This window comes from candidate division WOR-3 bacterium, from assembly GCA_039801245.1.
Taxonomy (GTDB): domain Bacteria; phylum Hydrothermota; class Tepidihabitantia; order Tepidihabitantales; family Tepidihabitantaceae; genus JAOABP01.
In genome coordinates, this window is the sequence record JBDRUF010000041.1 from 1 (window position 1) to 15,625 (window position 15,625).

Consider the following 15,625-nt stretch of genomic DNA (forward strand, 5'->3'; position numbering starts at 1 on the left):
TTATCTCAAGGATAAGAAGGATTTGGGGGTGCATACCGAGGTGTTTTCTGACGGCATCATCGACTTAATTGAGGCGGGCGTGATTACCAATAGGAAAAAGACGCTCCATCCGGGCAAGGTTATTGCCTCGTTTGCAATGGGTTCCCAGCGGCTCTATGACTACATTGACAACAATCCAATGTTTGAGTTCCATCCGGTTGATTATACCAATGACCCGTTTGTCATCGCCCAGAATGAGAAAATGGTCTCAATCAATTCGGCACTGGAGATCGACCTTACCGGTCAGGTGTGCGCGGATTCCATCGGTTACAAGTTTTACTCCGGTATCGGGGGTCAGCTTGATTTTGTCCGGGGCGCGGCGCGTTCAAAGGATGGCAAGCCGATCATCGTTCTGAAGTCAACCAGGGACAACGACCAGTTTTCGCGGATTGTGCCGGTGCTTTCTGAAGGTGCCGGTGTGGTAACATCGCGCGGCGATGTCCATTATGTTGTTACCGAATGGGGTGTTGCCTATCTTCACGGTAGGTCAATAAGGGAGCGGGCGCTGGCATTGATTTCCATTGCCCATCCAAAGTTCCGGGCAGAACTTTTGCGTCAGGCAAAGGAGCGGCATTATGTGTATCAGGACCAGCCTGAGGAGTCGCTGGTCTATGCCCGCTATCCTGAGGAGTTTGAGACCAAGGTGAAACTGCCTGATGGCAGCACAATATTCATCAGACCGATAAAACCAACCGATGAGCCGGGAATGCGGGAGCTGTTCTACTCATTTTCAAGGGATACGGTTTTCTACCGCTTCTTCAGTTATATCAAGGCGATGCCCCATGATAAACTGACCAGGTTTGTAAATATTGACTACGAGAAGGAGATGGCGCTGGTGGCGATTGTGCGCAAGAATGGTGAGGAGCAGATTGTGGGTTCTACCCGCTACTATGTTGACCCGGCAACTGGACTTGCTGAGTTTGCCATTGAGGTGATGGATGAGTTTCAAAACAAGGGCATTGGCACCGCGCTGTTCAATCACCTGATTCGGGTGGCGAGGATGAAGGGTGTAAAGGGGTTTGTTGGCTATGTCCTTGATTCCAATACCCGTGCCTATCGCTTGGTGACCAAGACCGGTTTTCCTCTCGAGACGAAGTGGGAGGACGGGGTTTACATCCTGACATTGAGGTTTGAGAAATGAGTTCAACCAACCTTGATTTTATCTTCAAACCCCGTTCGGTGGCGGTGCTGGGCGCTTCTAATCGGGAGGGTTCGGTTGGTCGGGCGCTCTTTGCCAATATCCTCTTCAATGGCTATACCGGTGTTGTCTATCCGGTCAATCCGAAGGCGAAGAGCGTCTTAGGGGTAAAGACATTTCCCTCAATCCTTGATATTGAGGATGAGATTGACCTGGCGATTCTGATTGTGCCCGCGGTTACGGTTCCTGCTGTTCTTGCCGAATGCGGTCAGAAAAAGGTGAAGGGGGCGATAGTTATCTCTGCCGGGTTCAAGGAGTTGGGACCAACAGGTGCGGCATTGGAACAGGCGGTAAGGGAAAGGGCAAGAACCTGGGGGATAAGGCTTATCGGTCCCAACTGCTTCGGGATGATTAATACCAGCCCAGAGGTGCGGTTGAACACCACCTTTGGCAGGGTGATGCCAAGATATGGTAACATTGCGCTAATCTCCCAGTCGGGTGCTGTTGGGGTCAATGCGCTCGAGTATGCTGATGCCGAGGAGGTTGGGCTTTGTAAGTTTGTCTCTATCGGCAACAAGGCGGACATTAATGAGTGTGACCTCCTGGCTTATCTGAAGGATGACCCCGAGACCGATGTCATCGCCCTTTATCTTGAGGATTTGGTAAACCCTCCTGAGTTTATGCGCATCGCCCGGGAGATAACCTCCCATCCGAAAAGACCGAAGCCGATTCTGGCAATCAAGGCGGGCAGGACCACCGAAGGGGCAAAGGCGGCATCATCCCATACCGGTGCCCTTGCCGGTTCTGATGAGGCATACAACGCCTTCTTTGCCCAGGCAAGGGTCCTGCGCGTTGAAACCGTTAACGAGCTGATTGCCAAGGCGGCATCACTGGCATATCAGCCCAGACCGCGCGGTCCCAGGGTGGCGATAATTACCAATGCCGGTGGTATCGGGATTATGGCAACCGACGCCTGCATCCGTAACGGTCTGAAGATGGCAAATCTGACCGAAAGGACCAGGGCAGAACTGAAGAAGGTTCTGCCTGCAGCAGCCTCAACTAACAATCCGGTTGACATCATCGGGGATGGTGATGCCAATCGCTATCGTGCCGCATTCAGGATTCTACTCCAGGATGAGAATGTTGACGGGGTTATTCCTATCTGGACACCAACGGTTGTTGCTGAGGCGATTGACATCGCCAATGTGATTGTTGAGGAGAGCGAAAATACGGACAAGCCCATCCTTGCCTGTATTCAGACAATGGGCGACAGCACCGCAATTAGACGGACACTTTTGCGGCGCCGCATCCCTCATTACCACTTTCCCGAAAATGCCGCCCGAGCGCTGGCAACGATGGCAGAGTTTTCCAGGATGAGCCAAAGACCGCCAGGTGAGGTTGTTGTCTACAATGATGTTGACCGGGAGAAGGTGCGGAAACTGGTTATGCAGGCAAAGAGCCGTCCCCGTCCCTATCTTTCCGAGCCCGAGTGCCACGAGATTCTGAAAGCCTACGGTTTACCGGTTGTCCAATTTGAACTTGTCAAAAGTCAAGATGAGGCGGTAAAGGCGGCAGAGCGGATTGGTTATCCGGTGGTGATAAAGATTGTCTCACCTGACATCCTGCATAAGACCGAGTTCGGCGGGGTGCGCATCAACCTGAAGGGAGAAGAGGAACTGCGCAGCGCCTATGATGCGATGATGGAACAGGTCAAGGGCAGAAAGCCGGATGCAGAAATCTGGGGTGTGATGGTGCAGAAGATGGCAAGGTCCAGTGGTCTGGAAACAATCCTCGGTATGAAGCGTGACCCGCATTTTGGTCCAATTTTGATGTTCGGGCTGGGTGGGATTCTTGTTGAGGTTTTGAAGGATGTGACCTTCAGGGTCGCACCGGTAAATGACCTTTCAGCCGATTCAATGATAACCGGGATTAAGGCATACCGGTTGCTCGAACCCTTCCGCGGTCAGCCCGCAAGGGACAAAAGGGTGATCAAGGATTGTATCCAGCGCCTTTCCCAACTGGTGACCGATTTTACCGATTTTGATGAGATTGATATCAACCCGTTATTTGTCTATTACGAGGGGGAGGGTGCGGCAGCGATTGATGCCCGGATACTTTTGCGCTGAGAGATAATGGAGCTGACCCGATTCGAACGGGCGACCCCCTGCTTGCAAAGCAGGTGCTCTCCCAACTGAGCTACAGCCCCAAAACAGTCTATTTATCATAGCGAGCCCTTTCGGGATGTCAATACAATCTATATCCGGGCGAGCGCCTGTTCCAAATCCCAGATTAAATCATTAACATCTTCAATACCCACCGAAAGCCTGATCAAACCATCGGTAATACCCGCCTTTTGCCTTATCGCTGGTGGCATTGAGGCGTGGGTCATTGATGCTGGGTGCTGAATCAGGCTCTCAACACCTCCAAGACTGACCGCCAGGATAAAGATTTGGGTGGCATCAAGGAGTTTACGCGCTGCGTCAAATCCGCCTTTGAGTTCAAAGGTTATCAGACCACCAGGAGCGCTCATCTGTCTTTTTGCCAGTTCAAACTGGGGGTGGCTTGGTAAGCCGGGAAAACGGACCCAGGAGACCTTGGGATGGGACTCAAGGAACTCGGCAACCTTCTGGGCGTTTTCCGAATGGCGTTGCATCCGCAGGGCAAGGGTCTTGATACCCCTTAACACCAAAAATGCCTCAAACGGAGCCAAAACCCCGCCCCAGTGATTGAGGGTCTTACGCAACCGTTCATAAAGTTTTTCATCCTTGACGATGATGGCACCACCGACAACATCGGCATGCCCGTTAAGAAATTTTGTCAGGGAGTGAACAACAATATCCGCACCCAGTTTTAGCGGCTGCTGGAGAACCGGGGAGGCAAAGGTGTTGTCAACAACAAGTAAGGCGCCCCTTTTGTGGCAAATCTTGGCGATGGCGCTGATGTCAGCGATAACCAAGGTGGGGTTGCCCGGGGTCTCAATAAAGACCAGCCTGGTCTCAGGCAGAAATGCCGCCGCCACCTCGTTGATATTGGAACTGTCAACAAATGTTGATTTTATTCCGAGACGGCTTAAATAGTTCTCTAAAAGGGTTGCGGTTGGTCCATAAACCGATTGTGAACAGATGATGTGCTCGTTAGCCGATACCAGTCCGGTAAATAGGGTTTGAATCGCTGCCATACCCGAGGCGGTGGCAAGGGATTTCTTGCCGCCCTCAAGACAGGCAAGGCAGTCCTCCAAGAGTTCAACCGTAGGGTTGAGCATCCTTGAGTAGATGTAGCCCGAAGTCTTGCCGGCAAAGAGGTCAGCACCGTGCTGGAAGTCAGCAAAGCGAAAGGTTGATGAGGCGTATATGGGCTCAACCACCGGACCTACCTTTTCTGGCGGCGAACTGCTGTGAACGCACATCGTCTTGATGTCAATATCTTTTTTCATATTTTGTTGCTCCTTTTTATTAGGATGCCACAATTTTTCCCTCTGTCAATCTTTAACCGCATCTCCGGGCAAGAATAGGTTTATGTATAAATACACAAAATTCAGTGGGGTGAAATTTAGTTATGTCTCGCATTTTCAAAACTTAGCAAAATTTCACCTTTTGTGGGGGGACTATCCCCGTGGTAATTTTGGTCATTAATTGTTCCTTGATTTTGGCAGGGATGTGGCTATTATTCGAGCGTGCTGTTCTATTTATTTTTGATAATTTCCTTGGCGCCTCAGGAGCGGCTGGAGTATGATATCAAGTACGGTCCGGTGGTCTTGGGTTCAATGGTCTTGGAAAGGCTTGGTCCGGAGAGCCTTGATGGTAAAAGGTATGAGCGTCTGCGGGCAGAGGTTGAGATTGATGAGCATCTCTCCTGGATATTCTGGGCGAAATACAAGTTTGAGAGCTGGTGTGATGCTGATAACTGGCTGACATCTCGCTCAAGTAAATGGACAAGGGAAAAGAACTACGAGGCAAACTGGAGCGCAACCTTTGACCAAGAAAATAAACTGGCGCGCTATGATGATGGCAAAGAGATTGTTTTGCCCGACTCCTGCCGGGATATGCTGACCCTGTGGTTTTATTTGCGGAGGGTTAACTGGTATCAAGGTGAAACATTGGTAATTAACAGCCATATTGACCGGCGCAACTGGCAGGTCAGGTTTATCACCTCTGGAAAACAAAGGGTGCGCACCAAGGCAGGAGAGTTTGACTGTCTGATTGTCTCCCCGGCAACCACAGGACCATTAGGAACGGTCTTTATCTCCGAGGATAAGCAACGGCTGCCGGTGGTTATTCGTACCCGTGCCGGAGGCTTGACCGTCAGCGCCTATCTGCGTAAGATTAAAAGGAGTTTATGAAAAATCTTTATGCGGTAATCTTGTGCGGAGGCAAGGGCGAGAGGTTCTGGCCCAAGAGCCGGGCAAATCTGCCCAAGCAGTTTGTTACCCTCTTCGGTAAACACTCCCTTACCAAAGAGACAAGCGAGCGCATCAAAAAACTTTGCCCGCTCAACCGGCAGCTGTTTGTTGCACCCAGCCGTTTTGCACCACTCCTGAAAAAGGAGATAAAGGTAAAACCTCAAAATCTGATTTTGGAGCCAACAGGAAGAAACACCGCACCGGCAATCGGTCTATCAGCAGCAATGCTTTATCAGCGTGACCCAGATGCGGTGATGGTGGTTCTGCCTGCCGACCATATTATCGCACCCGCATCTTCTTTTCTCAAAGCGGTGAAACTGGCAGCAGCTGTTGCCCAGCAGGGGAGACTGGTCACATTTGGGGTCGTTCCCACAAGACCCGACACCGGTTACGGCTATATCCATTTTGGAGAGGAGATTTATAAGAGAGCGGGCTTATCTGCCTATCAGGTCTTGGAATTCAAGGAGAAGCCGGATTTGGCAACCGCCAGACGGTATGTGAAAAGCGGCAGATATCTCTGGAACTCAGGGATGTTTGTCTGGCGGGCTGATGCGATTCTTGCTGCCTTTCAACGGTTTATGCCTGAGTTTTACAACCAACTATCGGCTTTTACCGCTGTTATTGGCACGGGCAAGGAAAAAGGGATGATTGAAAGAATATATCACAGGGTGGAGTCAATCTCAGTTGACTATGCGATAATGGAAAGGGCGGACAATGTGGCTGTGGTCAGAAGCGATTTCCAATGGGATGATGTTGGCTCCTGGCTGGCTCTGGAAAGGAGGTTTCCGAAAGACAAGGATGGCAATGTTTGTGCCGGGCTCTGGTTTGGGAGGGACACCAGGAATTGTATTATCTATTCAGATGATGGTGTGATTGCCACGCTCGGACTAAAAGACCTTGTCATCGCCCGTTCTGACGATGCGCTTCTGGTTGCGCACAAATCTGCGATTGGTCGATTAAAAGAACTCCTTGGAGAAATGGCTCAGGACCAAAAAGGGAAAAAATTTCTGTGAAAATACTTCTTGCCACCCACAATCAGTTTAAGGCAAATGAGGTGCGCCAGATTTTTCAGGGAAATAACCATGAGGTTTTGACGTTAAATGAGGTCTGCCCGGAACTGAAGATAACCGAAGATGGTTCAACATTTGCAGAGAATGCCCGCAAAAAGGCAAGAACCGCATTTACCCGGACAGGGATGTGGACATTGGGTGAGGACTCGGGTCTTGAGATTGATGCCCTTAATGGCTTGCCCGGAATAATGTCGGCAAGGTTCATCCGTGAAGATGCGACTGACATCGAGCGGAACCGGCGAATTCTTTTGATGATGATTGCGGTGCCAGAGGAGAAACGCACCGCCAGGTTTCGCTGTGTTGTCTGTCTTATTGAACCCGGTGGTAAAGAGGAGATTTTTGAAGGTGTTTGTGAAGGAAGGATTGCCCATACAATCCGGGGTATTCACGGTTTCGGTTATGACCCGATTTTCATCCCTGAAGGTTATACGCAGACATTTGCCGAACTTGGACAGGCGGTGAAGAATCGCATCAGCCATCGGGCAAGGGCATTTCAAAAGGTTCTTAATTACCTCCAAACCAGATTAAGTTCGGTGGCGGGATTGACATAGACCTTAAACTCAGTATATTGAAATTGACGGGGAGTAGCGCAGCTGGTTAGCGCACCACGCTTGGGACGTGGGGGTCGCCCGTTCGAATCGGGTCTCCCCGATGCGCCTGTAGCTCAGCTGGATAGAGCATCGGATTTCTAATCCGATGGCCGGGGGTTCGAATCCCTCCAGGCGCGTTAGGAATTTTTACTTCGTTCGGTTACCTCTGACCCTGTTCCGGTATGCCGGATTGCGAACCTGAACCCGGCTGGGTATCTGGACCTCGCTGATAATAGCGGTACTTGTAATAGTAGTGATAGTAATACCTTCCATATCCACCAGAAGCAGGATTAACCATATTCAGCACAAACCCGGCAATTTTGCCGCCCGAGTTCTGAATCAATGCCTTGGCAGCATTTACCGCCTGAACCGGTGTCTTACCCGCCATCACAACTATTATTGTAGCATCTACCAATGACGAGAGAACCGGTGTGTCCGAGGCAATCATTACCGGTGCGGTATCCAGGATCACATAGTCATATTCCCTTGATAGACGATCGATCAGTCCGCTGGTTGCTGGCGAGACAAAAAGGTCAGCCGGACTCGGTGGTGTTGTTCCGGCAGGTAGCCAAGAGAGCCGTTCAATCCTTGTGCCGAATACAAACCCATCGGTGCTTTTACCTTGAACTATCAAATCGGTAAACCCTGGTTTTCTTGGCTGCCCAAACAGACGGTGCAGCAACGGATAGCGGATATCAGCATCGATCAAAAGCACCCGGGAGCCTGCCTGAGCCATAACCGCAGCAAGATTTACTGCCACGGTTGACTTGCCTTCGCCGGGTAAAGTGGATGTGACCGCAATTGTCCGCAGAGGTCGGTCAACACCTGAGAATGCCAGGCTGGTTCTTAACAGCCTGAAAGCCTCAGCACCTGACGATTCACTGTCTGCATGGGTAATGAGATGCTGGGTAATATCATCGTAGCTTTTCCGGTGGTACCGGTGCCGGCGATAACGACGTCCTAACCTGAATCTTGAGAAGAGTGATGCGAAATCGGGCAGGATGATGCGTTTGCGCCTGCGTCCCACCTTTCTCAGGTCAGGTATGGCTGCGAGAACCGTAAAGCCGTGTCTTTCCATATCCTCAGGCGAACGCACCGAAACATCAAGCCGGTCCGCAAGCCAAACAGAGCCAAATGCGGCAACAACCGCAAAGAAAAGGGCAAAAACTATTCCGGTGCGGACATTGGGTCTGGTCTTGCTTGCGCCCTGGGCATAGTCAATAATCCGTACCGAAGGGATTCTGCCTATCTCCTGAATCCTCGCCTCCTCAGCCCTTTCGGAAAGGTAGGCATACACCTTCCGTCCGGTTTCCACATCTCTGGTTATCTGGGCAAGGGCTCTTTCTGCTGCGGGCATCCTTGCGAGAGTGGCATCATACTTTTGTAAAGCCTGGCGCAAAGCCTCCTGTTTTGCTCTGTTGGTGGCGATTTCTGTTTCCAGTGTTAGTGCCGACTCAAACAGGTTGCTCAATCTGCCGAGTGGGTCGGTAAAACCCTGTTGAGCAATAAGGACCTGGGATTCAAGCCTGAGCCGGTTGCGGACACTGTCAATCTGGCGCTCAAGGTTTTTCACCTCATTTGAGGTCTCCGCAAACCCCTGAATCAAAAGGTTGGTCTTCTGCACCTCAAGCTGATTCAGAGTGGTCTTGAGATTGGCAACTAACGGTGAACTGATGTTTTCCAGTCTGTCAGCAAGCCCCTTACCCTCCTCCTCAATCAGATTCCGAATGTGGTTGAGCCGTGCCTGACTTGCTGCTGCCTCAGTTGCCGCCTGCTCATAGGCAGCCGCAATTGCCGACTGGCGGTCGATAAGGTTTTTCGTTTCCTCGTTGATATCAACTAACCTATTTGTGCTCTTGAAGTACTCCAGTTCCCTTTCCAGCGAATCCAGCCTTGTCTTTACTGCGGCGAACTGATTTTCAATAAACTCCCTGACCGCAGTTACATCAACACGGCTTTTCTCCATATCATACTGGACAAAGGCATCAAGATAGGCGTTCACGACTGCGCAGGCAATCCCCTTATCCCGGGCAGACGCTGAGATCTGAATGATGTCGGTTTCCTTAACTCCACGGGCGTTAATCATTGAGCGGAGGGTGCTCGTGATTGAGGCGTTAGGATAATAGAACTCTATTTTTTTAATAATTGAATCGGGCAGCCTTTTTACTACCATTTCTGCCAGACGCTGGCTGCGCAAAAGCTCCACATAGTTGGCGATTTTCGGAGCAGGGGGCAATAGATAGGTAATCTGAGTGAATGCCTTATCCTCCTTACCTGTAGCCATCATCGTTCCGCGTCCCTCATAAACCGGTGGTGTGCGCAAAATCAACAATGTCACCAGTCCAAACACGATGATAAAAACAAACACCCCGAGCCACTTCCACCTCAGAAACCTTTGCAGATACTCTTGAATGTCAGTTTGGGTCTCCGCAGGTGCTAACCCACTGGTTATCATAACTGCGGGCTTTTCTTCATTTCTTTGATAACTCATTCTCCTCCTATTTCTGGGTCAGATTGATAATGGTCAGGGTTAGATTAACCAGCACCGCTACTGTGGATACAAAAGTAAGTTCGTTCCGAAAACTATACCAGAAGGAGCGGGGCACGATAACCACATCACCAGGTGAAAGCGGAATCACCTCGCCTTTGGCGAGCATTTTCTTCAGGTTAATCCTGACCCGGCTCTTACTAATTGCCCGAACCAAAACCACCCTGGAAAGGTCAGCCTCGGTTGTTGGTCCGCCACCTGCAGAAATCAACTCAACAACATCAGGATTGGCACTCAGGCTGTAAGCACCAGGGGATCGCACCTGACCCCAGACATAGTATTTAAACATCGGTGTCTGATACAAAGGCGTTGTGCCACTGGTAGCGGGCTGCGCCGAGGCGAGGGCAAACAGAGATAAAAGAGTTACGAACCCTGAACCCCGAACTATGAACTTGAAACTATCTTTCTGCCCCAGGTTCATTTGTATTCCAGTTTGAATTCGCAGCGCCGGTTGAGATAATACTTGGCAGGGTCATGTTCAACTATTCTTTCCTCGCCATAACTGATGGTCTTGAGGATTCCGGCATCAATGCCTAAGTTCACCAAATAACCCTTTGCCGATTCTGCCCGTCGCCATCCCAAAGCCATATTGTATTCTGATGTTCCGATTGGACAGCAGTGCCCTTCAATCGTCACAACTGGTTTCTTCCCTGCCTTAATTAAACTGGAAATCTGCTCGGCATTCCCTCTTAGAATCTCTGCATCTCCAGGTCGGATGTCTGATTTGTCAAAATCAAAATATATATTAGCCAGTTCAATCCTTGTCGGTGGCACGGTTTCAACAGCAACGGTTTCCGGCACAACCTCTGGAGCCGGATAAGGTGATGGAGCAGGGGCTTTCGGTCCTAACAGGTTATCAATCTGATAGGTCAACCCCAATGCCACCCTGCCGAACTTGTCATCTTTATCCTTTGGGAAGATGAGCCCTTCAATCTTCGTCAGGGCGAGATTGGCTTTCAGCGGTCCAAAGTTCAGTTTTATCCCGGCATTGGCATCTCTTCCTTGTGCCTCAAGTGCCAGCCCGATGTTCTTCGTAAAGTTTATCTCCAAGCCACCAAATAAACCTACCGCCCACTGGTGCTGCTCGTCAAAAAGGATATCCAAGTTGAGATACTTGGAGGTCGACCCATAGCCGATATTGCGTCCTCTCCCAATTCCGGCATGGACTCTAACAAACCTGTTGAACAACGGCACACTGGCAACCACAAACGGTGAGGGTCTTTCCATCTGCCGGTTCTCATATTTCCAGTCAGGCCAGGCATCCTCAAGACCATGACCAACCGGTGAGACATAGGAATGAAGTCCAATGTCGTGAACCCCAAGTGCAAGGGAAAGCGGCGATTTATCGCTTGATAGAATCTGATAACTTGCACCCAAAACATAATCCTGCAAAGTATATGCGGTCAGGGCAAGTTCAAACCGGTTGAAAGGCGAAAAGCGCAATCCTGCACCCGCTTCAAGATTAGGGTAGTTATGACCCAAATCTGGCAACGGATAACTTCCAACCAGGGTAAGCGCCAGTGAGCCCCTGGGCAGAACATCCGCAGTCGGAGCGTCAATCAATAGTGCGGTACGGTCAAACTGTGCCGGTGCGTGGGCAGCAAGGACAAAAAGTCCCAGCACCACCACCGATAGGCATCTCCTGTGTTTTTTGTTCATTTTACGCCTCCTTTTATTATAAACCTGAAGCGGTGGGCACTTGGTCCAGATTGTACTTATCTGGCTGATAATTCGGAACCAGGTTCTTGAGTTCAGCCTTGATTTGCTCAAGGTCCTGATTTCCTAAAAGCCTCTCCAGCCGCTTCAGAAATTCACTCATCTCAGCATACTGATAATTATTTGAAATCTTCGCCTTAAAGATTCTCTCCTTTATGGTTGCCGTCGTTCCTTCTTCAGCGGTCAAAATCTCTTCATAATCCTTTTCACCTGGTCTTCTCCCTTTAATTATTATAGGGATATCTCTTTCAGGTTCAAGTCCAGCAGCGCGAATCACGCTCTCGGCAAGGTCCTTGATCCGCACCGGTCTGCCCATATCAAGCACAAAAACCTCACCACCATTGCCAATTGCGGCTGCCTGCATCACCAAAAGCACCGCCTCGCTTGTGAGCATAAAGTATCTTTTCATCTCCGGGTCGGTAAGATAGATTGGCTGGCGCCTGTTCACCGCATCAACAAAAAGGGTTAGAACACTACCCCGACTCGCCAGGACATTGCCAAACCTCACCGAAACAAACCTCACATCACCCAGCCCGTTCATTGCGGTGACAAGCATTTCACCCAGCCTCTTTGTTGCGCCCATCACACTGGTGGGATTGACCGCCTTGTCGGTTGAGATGTAGACAAAACTATCAATTCCATATCTCACCGCAGCCCGCGCTACGATGTGGGTGCCAAGAACATTCACCTTTATCCCCTCTAAGGGATAGAACTCAAGAATCGGCACATGCTTGTAAGCCGCAGCATGGAAAACAATTTCGGGCTTTGTCTTTTCAAAAGCCCGGTTCACCTCATCCTCATGGGTAATGTCGCCAAGAAAAGGATAGATATTGACCTCAGGATGGTTCTTCCGCAACTCCTCCTCAATATAGAAAAGGTTGGAATCGTCCCGTTCAAAGAGAATAATTTTCTCGGGATGAAACCGGGCAATCTGGCGGCAAAGTTCTGACCCGATTGACCCTCCCGCACCGGTGATAAGCACCCTTTTATTGGCAAAAAACCGCTCCATCTCCTCAGGGTCAACTGCAACCGGTGCCCTGCCGGTTAACTGATGGATTGCGAGCGATTCAACCAGACCTGCGCCGGTTCTGCTATTACTCTCAATCAGGTCAGCAAGTGATGGTATCACCTTAACCTGAACATTCAGATTGTGCAACTGCTCATAAACCCTGCCCAGAGGAATTTCAGAATGTGAACTCAAAAAGATGAAAGCGGCTCTAACCTGATGTCTTTTCACAATCCTCTCAATCTCATCAAATGTGCCCAAAACCTTAAGACCCTGGCTTACACAACCCCGGTTTGCCGGGTCAGGGTCAACAAACCCGACAATATCATATTTGAAATATGGAATCCTTCGCAAAACATCAATCAAAAAATATCCCTTTTCCGAACCGACAACCAAAATCGCCTTCTTCTTCAACCCCCGGCGCAGGACCTCCTGATAAAAACGCTTGCTCAAACGCACCGTAACAATTCCGCCGGTATTCAAAAGCCCCCAGGTGATTGCTGACCAAGGGGTAAGGGTGGCAAAAAGTTTCAGCCCGGAAAGAAAGCCAAGAATCACCGCTGTGATGATACCTGGCAAAATCGTCCTGGGAATATCACTCAGAGAAAAGGTTGACCACTTCAGATTGTAATTATTCAAAAGAAAACTGAGACCCCCCTGAAACAAAAACCCTGCGAGCGCAAAGGGCAGAACCAGCCCAAACCTTTTAAAACCAAACGGCAAATGCTGGGTTGCCACCGCATAGGTAAGAAAGGTTGCAAAAAGCACTATCAGGGCATCACTGACCACATAAAACAGGGTTCGTTTCCACGGGGTTGCCGCAAAAAGCCCTTCCCGGTAAACTGTTTCTCTTCGTAAATTTACCATTTTTCAGAATTTAGAGTATTTCCACTCCCTTGTCAAGTAAAAACTTATGTCTGCTTTTCGGTCATCGGTCCTCTGTCCAATTCTCAACCTCAACCTTAACCTGTTCCTTTCGTCATTTTGACCACAGTGGAGAAATTCCTCATAATAGATTCCTCGGCTCCGCTCGGAATGACAGAAGGGGGTGAGATTCCTCGGCTCCGCTTTGCTCCGCTCGGAATGACGGGGAAGAAGGTGTCATTTCGACCGGAGTGCAGGAATCCCTTGAAACAATGACCTGTATCCATATCATTCCCTATGGCGCAGCAATTCTATGTCTATCTGATGGCAAGCAAAACCGGCACCCTTTATCTGGGTATAACCCGAGACCTGCCGCGCCGTGTTTATGAGCATAAAAATAAAATAATTTCCGGGTTTACTGCCAGATACAATGTTAATAAACTTGTCTGGTATGAGGTATATGGCGACCCGATAACTGCCATCACTCGGGAGAAACAGATAAAACGCTGGCGCCGGGAAAAGAAGGTTGCCCTAATCCGCTCAATGAATCCAGGATGGCGTGACCTCAGTGTTGACCTCGGGCTGGAATGACAAAGAGGGGATGTCATTCCGACCGAGCGTAAGCGAGTGGAGGAATCCCTTATTCCGATTCCTCGGCTCCGCTCGGAATGACTGAAGGGGAAAATTCCGTCCGGTCTTCGGTCCTCGGTCTTCGGTCTTTCTTCTGTCATTCCGAGCCTGTGGAGGAATCCCTCTTTTTTCCTTGACAACCGCCTTGAAATCTCTATAAATACTAAATAATGAATTTTACTATTCTCCAACTACGAACCCCAAACCATGAACTAAAGACTATGAACCAAAAACCATCCTCAACCTATTCCTGTTTCCCTTCGGTCCTCGGTCTTCCGTCTTCCGTCCAATTTTCCACCTCAACCTCTCCTTCTCGGTCTTCGGTCTCCGGTCCTCGGTCTCCCGTCCAATTTTCAACCTCAACCTCAACCTTAACCTCTCTATGAAGGGCGTTGTCCTTGCTGGTGGTCTTGGCACCCGGATGCTGCCGGTTACCCGGGTAACCAACAAACACCTTCTGCCCATCTATGACGAACCGATGATTTACTACCCGATTAGAAAACTTGTTCAGGCAGGAATTAAAGACATCCTGATTGTAACCGGTGGCAACAGCGCGGGCGACTTTCTTCGCCTCTTGCGCAATGGCAAGGACTTTGGACTTGACCGGCTTCACTATGCCTATCAGGAAGGAGAGGGTGGAATTGCCGATGCCTTAAGACTTGCTGAGCAGTTTGCCGCTGATGAGCGGATTGTTGTCATTCTTGGCGACAACATCTTTGAGGATGACATCACCCCTTATGTCCAATCATTCACCTCCCAGCCAAAGGGTGCCAAGATTCTCCTCAAAGAGGTTGAGGATGCCTCTCGCTTCGGTGTTGCGGAACTTGCTGGTAACCGCATCATCGGGATTGAAGAGAAACCTGCCAAGCCCAAGACCAATTTTGCGGTAACAGGAATTTATATGTATGACAACCGGGTGTTTGACATCATCAGGACATTAAAACCCTCTGCCCGTGGTGAACTGGAGATAACCGATGTCAACAACACCTATATCAAGGAAGGCACAATGACCTATGACATCCTCAAAGGCTGGTGGACCGATGCCGGCACATTTGAATCCTTCTTCCGCGCCACAACCCTCGTCCGACAGCAAAAGGTCAAGGCTAAAAAATAGTTATGGGTTCTTGGTTCTTAGTTCTTGGTTTTAGAAACTACGAACCCCGAACTATAAACTCAAAACTATGAACTAACCTATGGCAACATTCAAGACCTTTGAAGAGATAGACGCCTGGATAAAGGCGCGGGAACTGACGCAGCGGGTCTACGAGCTGACCCGGCACAAGCCATTTGCCCGGGACTTTGTCCTGCGTGACCAGTTGCGTCGTGCCTCTGTTTCCATTATGTCCAATATTGCCGAAGGATTTGGTCGCAGTGGCAGAAAGGAGTTTATCCAGTTTCTCTCAATGGCTCTTGGTTCAACTAATGAAGTCTGTTCCCAGCTCTATGTTGCCCTTGACCAGAAATACATTGACAAGGACGATTTCAATTCGTTGAACTCTCTAACTCAAGAGACCGCCAACCTCATCGGCGGACTCCTCAGATACCTCCGCTCCTCTGAACTCAAGGGTCGTAAATTTGTTCCACCAAATCCGCCCCCTGAACCCGGAACTAAGAACCCAAAACCC

13 protein-coding genes and 3 tRNA genes are annotated in these 15,625 nt (G+C 49.8%); 10 read left to right on the plus strand and 6 right to left on the minus strand.

The genetic code is table 11. From position 1 onward, the window contains the following. Window positions 1-1,180, plus strand: a 1,180-nt coding sequence (locus tag ABIK47_06335) for a GNAT family N-acetyltransferase (GenBank protein ID MEO0020237.1), incomplete at its 5' end; no start/stop codon positions are given. Further along, window positions 1,177-3,303 carry an acetate--CoA ligase family protein gene (locus ABIK47_06340; GenBank protein MEO0020238.1) on the plus strand — a complete coding sequence of 709 codons (2,127 nt, stop codon included), beginning with the start codon at window positions 1,177-1,179 and terminating at the stop codon, window positions 3,301-3,303. The genes ABIK47_06335 and ABIK47_06340, both read left to right, overlap by 4 nt. Window positions 3,304-3,310: 7 nt before the next feature. Here the strand turns inward: ABIK47_06340 and ABIK47_06345 are convergent. Then, window positions 3,311-3,383 (minus strand) — tRNA-Ala (locus ABIK47_06345). A 48-nt stretch (window positions 3,384-3,431) separates the two neighbouring features. After that, the gene (locus tag ABIK47_06350) at window positions 3,432-4,610 is read right to left on the minus strand and encodes an aminotransferase class I/II-fold pyridoxal phosphate-dependent enzyme (GenBank protein ID MEO0020239.1); all 1,179 of its coding nucleotides are present in this window, start codon (window positions 4,608-4,610) and stop codon (window positions 3,432-3,434) included. Between the two features lie 240 nt (window positions 4,611-4,850). Between ABIK47_06350 and ABIK47_06355 the strand changes: the two genes are divergently transcribed. The 5 genes from ABIK47_06355 (at window position 4,851) to ABIK47_06375 (ending at window position 7,373) form a co-directional block, all read left to right on the plus strand. Beyond that, window positions 4,851-5,516 carry a DUF3108 domain-containing protein gene (locus tag ABIK47_06355; GenBank protein MEO0020240.1) on the plus strand — a complete coding sequence of 222 codons (666 nt, stop codon included), beginning with the start codon at window positions 4,851-4,853 and terminating at the stop codon, window positions 5,514-5,516. Further along, window positions 5,513-6,589 (plus strand): mannose-1-phosphate guanylyltransferase, encoded by a 1,077-nt coding sequence (locus tag ABIK47_06360; GenBank protein MEO0020241.1) that lies wholly within the window; start codon window positions 5,513-5,515, stop codon window positions 6,587-6,589. The genes ABIK47_06355 and ABIK47_06360 overlap by 4 nt, the downstream gene beginning before the upstream one ends. Beyond that, window positions 6,586-7,197: an RdgB/HAM1 family non-canonical purine NTP pyrophosphatase gene (gene rdgB, locus ABIK47_06365; protein ID MEO0020242.1), complete on the plus strand. Its 612-nt coding sequence runs from the start codon at window positions 6,586-6,588 to the stop codon at window positions 7,195-7,197. The genes ABIK47_06360 and rdgB overlap by 4 nt, the downstream gene beginning before the upstream one ends. A gap of 27 nt (window positions 7,198-7,224) precedes the next feature. Then, window positions 7,225-7,298: transfer RNA gene (locus tag ABIK47_06370), tRNA-Pro, on the plus strand. A gap of 1 nt (window position 7,299) precedes the next feature. Then, window positions 7,300-7,373 (plus strand) — tRNA-Arg (locus tag ABIK47_06375). A gap of 23 nt (window positions 7,374-7,396) precedes the next feature. Here the strand turns inward: ABIK47_06375 and ABIK47_06380 are convergent. The 4 genes from ABIK47_06380 to ABIK47_06395 are packed head-to-tail and all read right to left on the minus strand — an operon-like array spanning window position 7,397 to window position 13,373. Beyond that, the gene (locus ABIK47_06380) at window positions 7,397-9,727 is read right to left on the minus strand and encodes a polysaccharide biosynthesis tyrosine autokinase (protein MEO0020243.1); all 2,331 of its coding nucleotides are present in this window, start codon (window positions 9,725-9,727) and stop codon (window positions 7,397-7,399) included. A 7-nt stretch (window positions 9,728-9,734) separates the two neighbouring features. Further along, window positions 9,735-10,205, minus strand: coding sequence for an SLBB domain-containing protein (locus ABIK47_06385; GenBank protein MEO0020244.1), 471 nt, complete (start codon window positions 10,203-10,205; stop codon window positions 9,735-9,737). Continuing rightward, window positions 10,202-11,443 (minus strand): OmpA family protein, encoded by a 1,242-nt coding sequence (locus ABIK47_06390; protein ID MEO0020245.1) that lies wholly within the window; start codon window positions 11,441-11,443, stop codon window positions 10,202-10,204. The genes ABIK47_06385 and ABIK47_06390 overlap by 4 nt, the downstream gene beginning before the upstream one ends. A gap of 16 nt (window positions 11,444-11,459) precedes the next feature. Continuing rightward, the gene (locus ABIK47_06395; protein MEO0020246.1) at window positions 11,460-13,373 is read right to left on the minus strand and encodes a nucleoside-diphosphate sugar epimerase/dehydratase; all 1,914 of its coding nucleotides are present in this window, start codon (window positions 13,371-13,373) and stop codon (window positions 11,460-11,462) included. A 294-nt stretch (window positions 13,374-13,667) separates the two neighbouring features. Between ABIK47_06395 and ABIK47_06400 the strand changes: the two genes are divergently transcribed. The 3 genes from ABIK47_06400 to ABIK47_06410 all read left to right on the plus strand — a co-directional run. Further along, entirely contained in the window at window positions 13,668-13,961 is a 294-nt protein-coding gene (locus ABIK47_06400; protein MEO0020247.1) for a GIY-YIG nuclease family protein, read from the plus strand. A 421-nt stretch (window positions 13,962-14,382) separates the two neighbouring features. Then, window positions 14,383-15,114, plus strand: a complete 732-nt coding sequence (locus ABIK47_06405) for a sugar phosphate nucleotidyltransferase (protein ID MEO0020248.1) — start codon at window positions 14,383-14,385, stop codon at window positions 15,112-15,114. Window positions 15,115-15,193: 79 nt separating this feature from the next. After that, the coding region (locus ABIK47_06410; protein MEO0020249.1) for a four helix bundle protein at window positions 15,194-15,625 on the plus strand (432 nt) is incomplete at its 3' end.

Excerpts from the sequence above, each read along its gene's own strand:
- ABIK47_06340 (MEO0020238.1), top strand. The coding sequence starts at position 1,177 with ATGAGTTCAACCAACCTTGATTTTATCTTCAAACCCCGTTCGGTGGCG.
- ABIK47_06350 (MEO0020239.1), bottom strand. The coding sequence starts at position 4,610 with ATGAAAAAAGATATTGACATCAAGACGATGTGCGTTCACAGCAGTTCG.
- ABIK47_06360 (MEO0020241.1), top strand. The coding sequence starts at position 5,513 with ATGAAAAATCTTTATGCGGTAATCTTGTGCGGAGGCAAGGGCGAGAGG.
- ABIK47_06380 (MEO0020243.1), bottom strand. The coding sequence starts at position 9,727 with ATGAGTTATCAAAGAAATGAAGAAAAGCCCGCAGTTATGATAACCAGT.
- ABIK47_06385 (MEO0020244.1), bottom strand. The coding sequence starts at position 10,205 with ATGAACCTGGGGCAGAAAGATAGTTTCAAGTTCATAGTTCGGGGTTCA.
- ABIK47_06390 (MEO0020245.1), bottom strand. The coding sequence starts at position 11,443 with ATGAACAAAAAACACAGGAGATGCCTATCGGTGGTGGTGCTGGGACTT.
- ABIK47_06395 (MEO0020246.1), bottom strand. The coding sequence starts at position 13,373 with ATGGTAAATTTACGAAGAGAAACAGTTTACCGGGAAGGGCTTTTTGCG.
- ABIK47_06400 (MEO0020247.1), top strand. The coding sequence starts at position 13,668 with ATGGCGCAGCAATTCTATGTCTATCTGATGGCAAGCAAAACCGGCACC.
- ABIK47_06405 (MEO0020248.1), top strand. The coding sequence starts at position 14,383 with ATGAAGGGCGTTGTCCTTGCTGGTGGTCTTGGCACCCGGATGCTGCCG.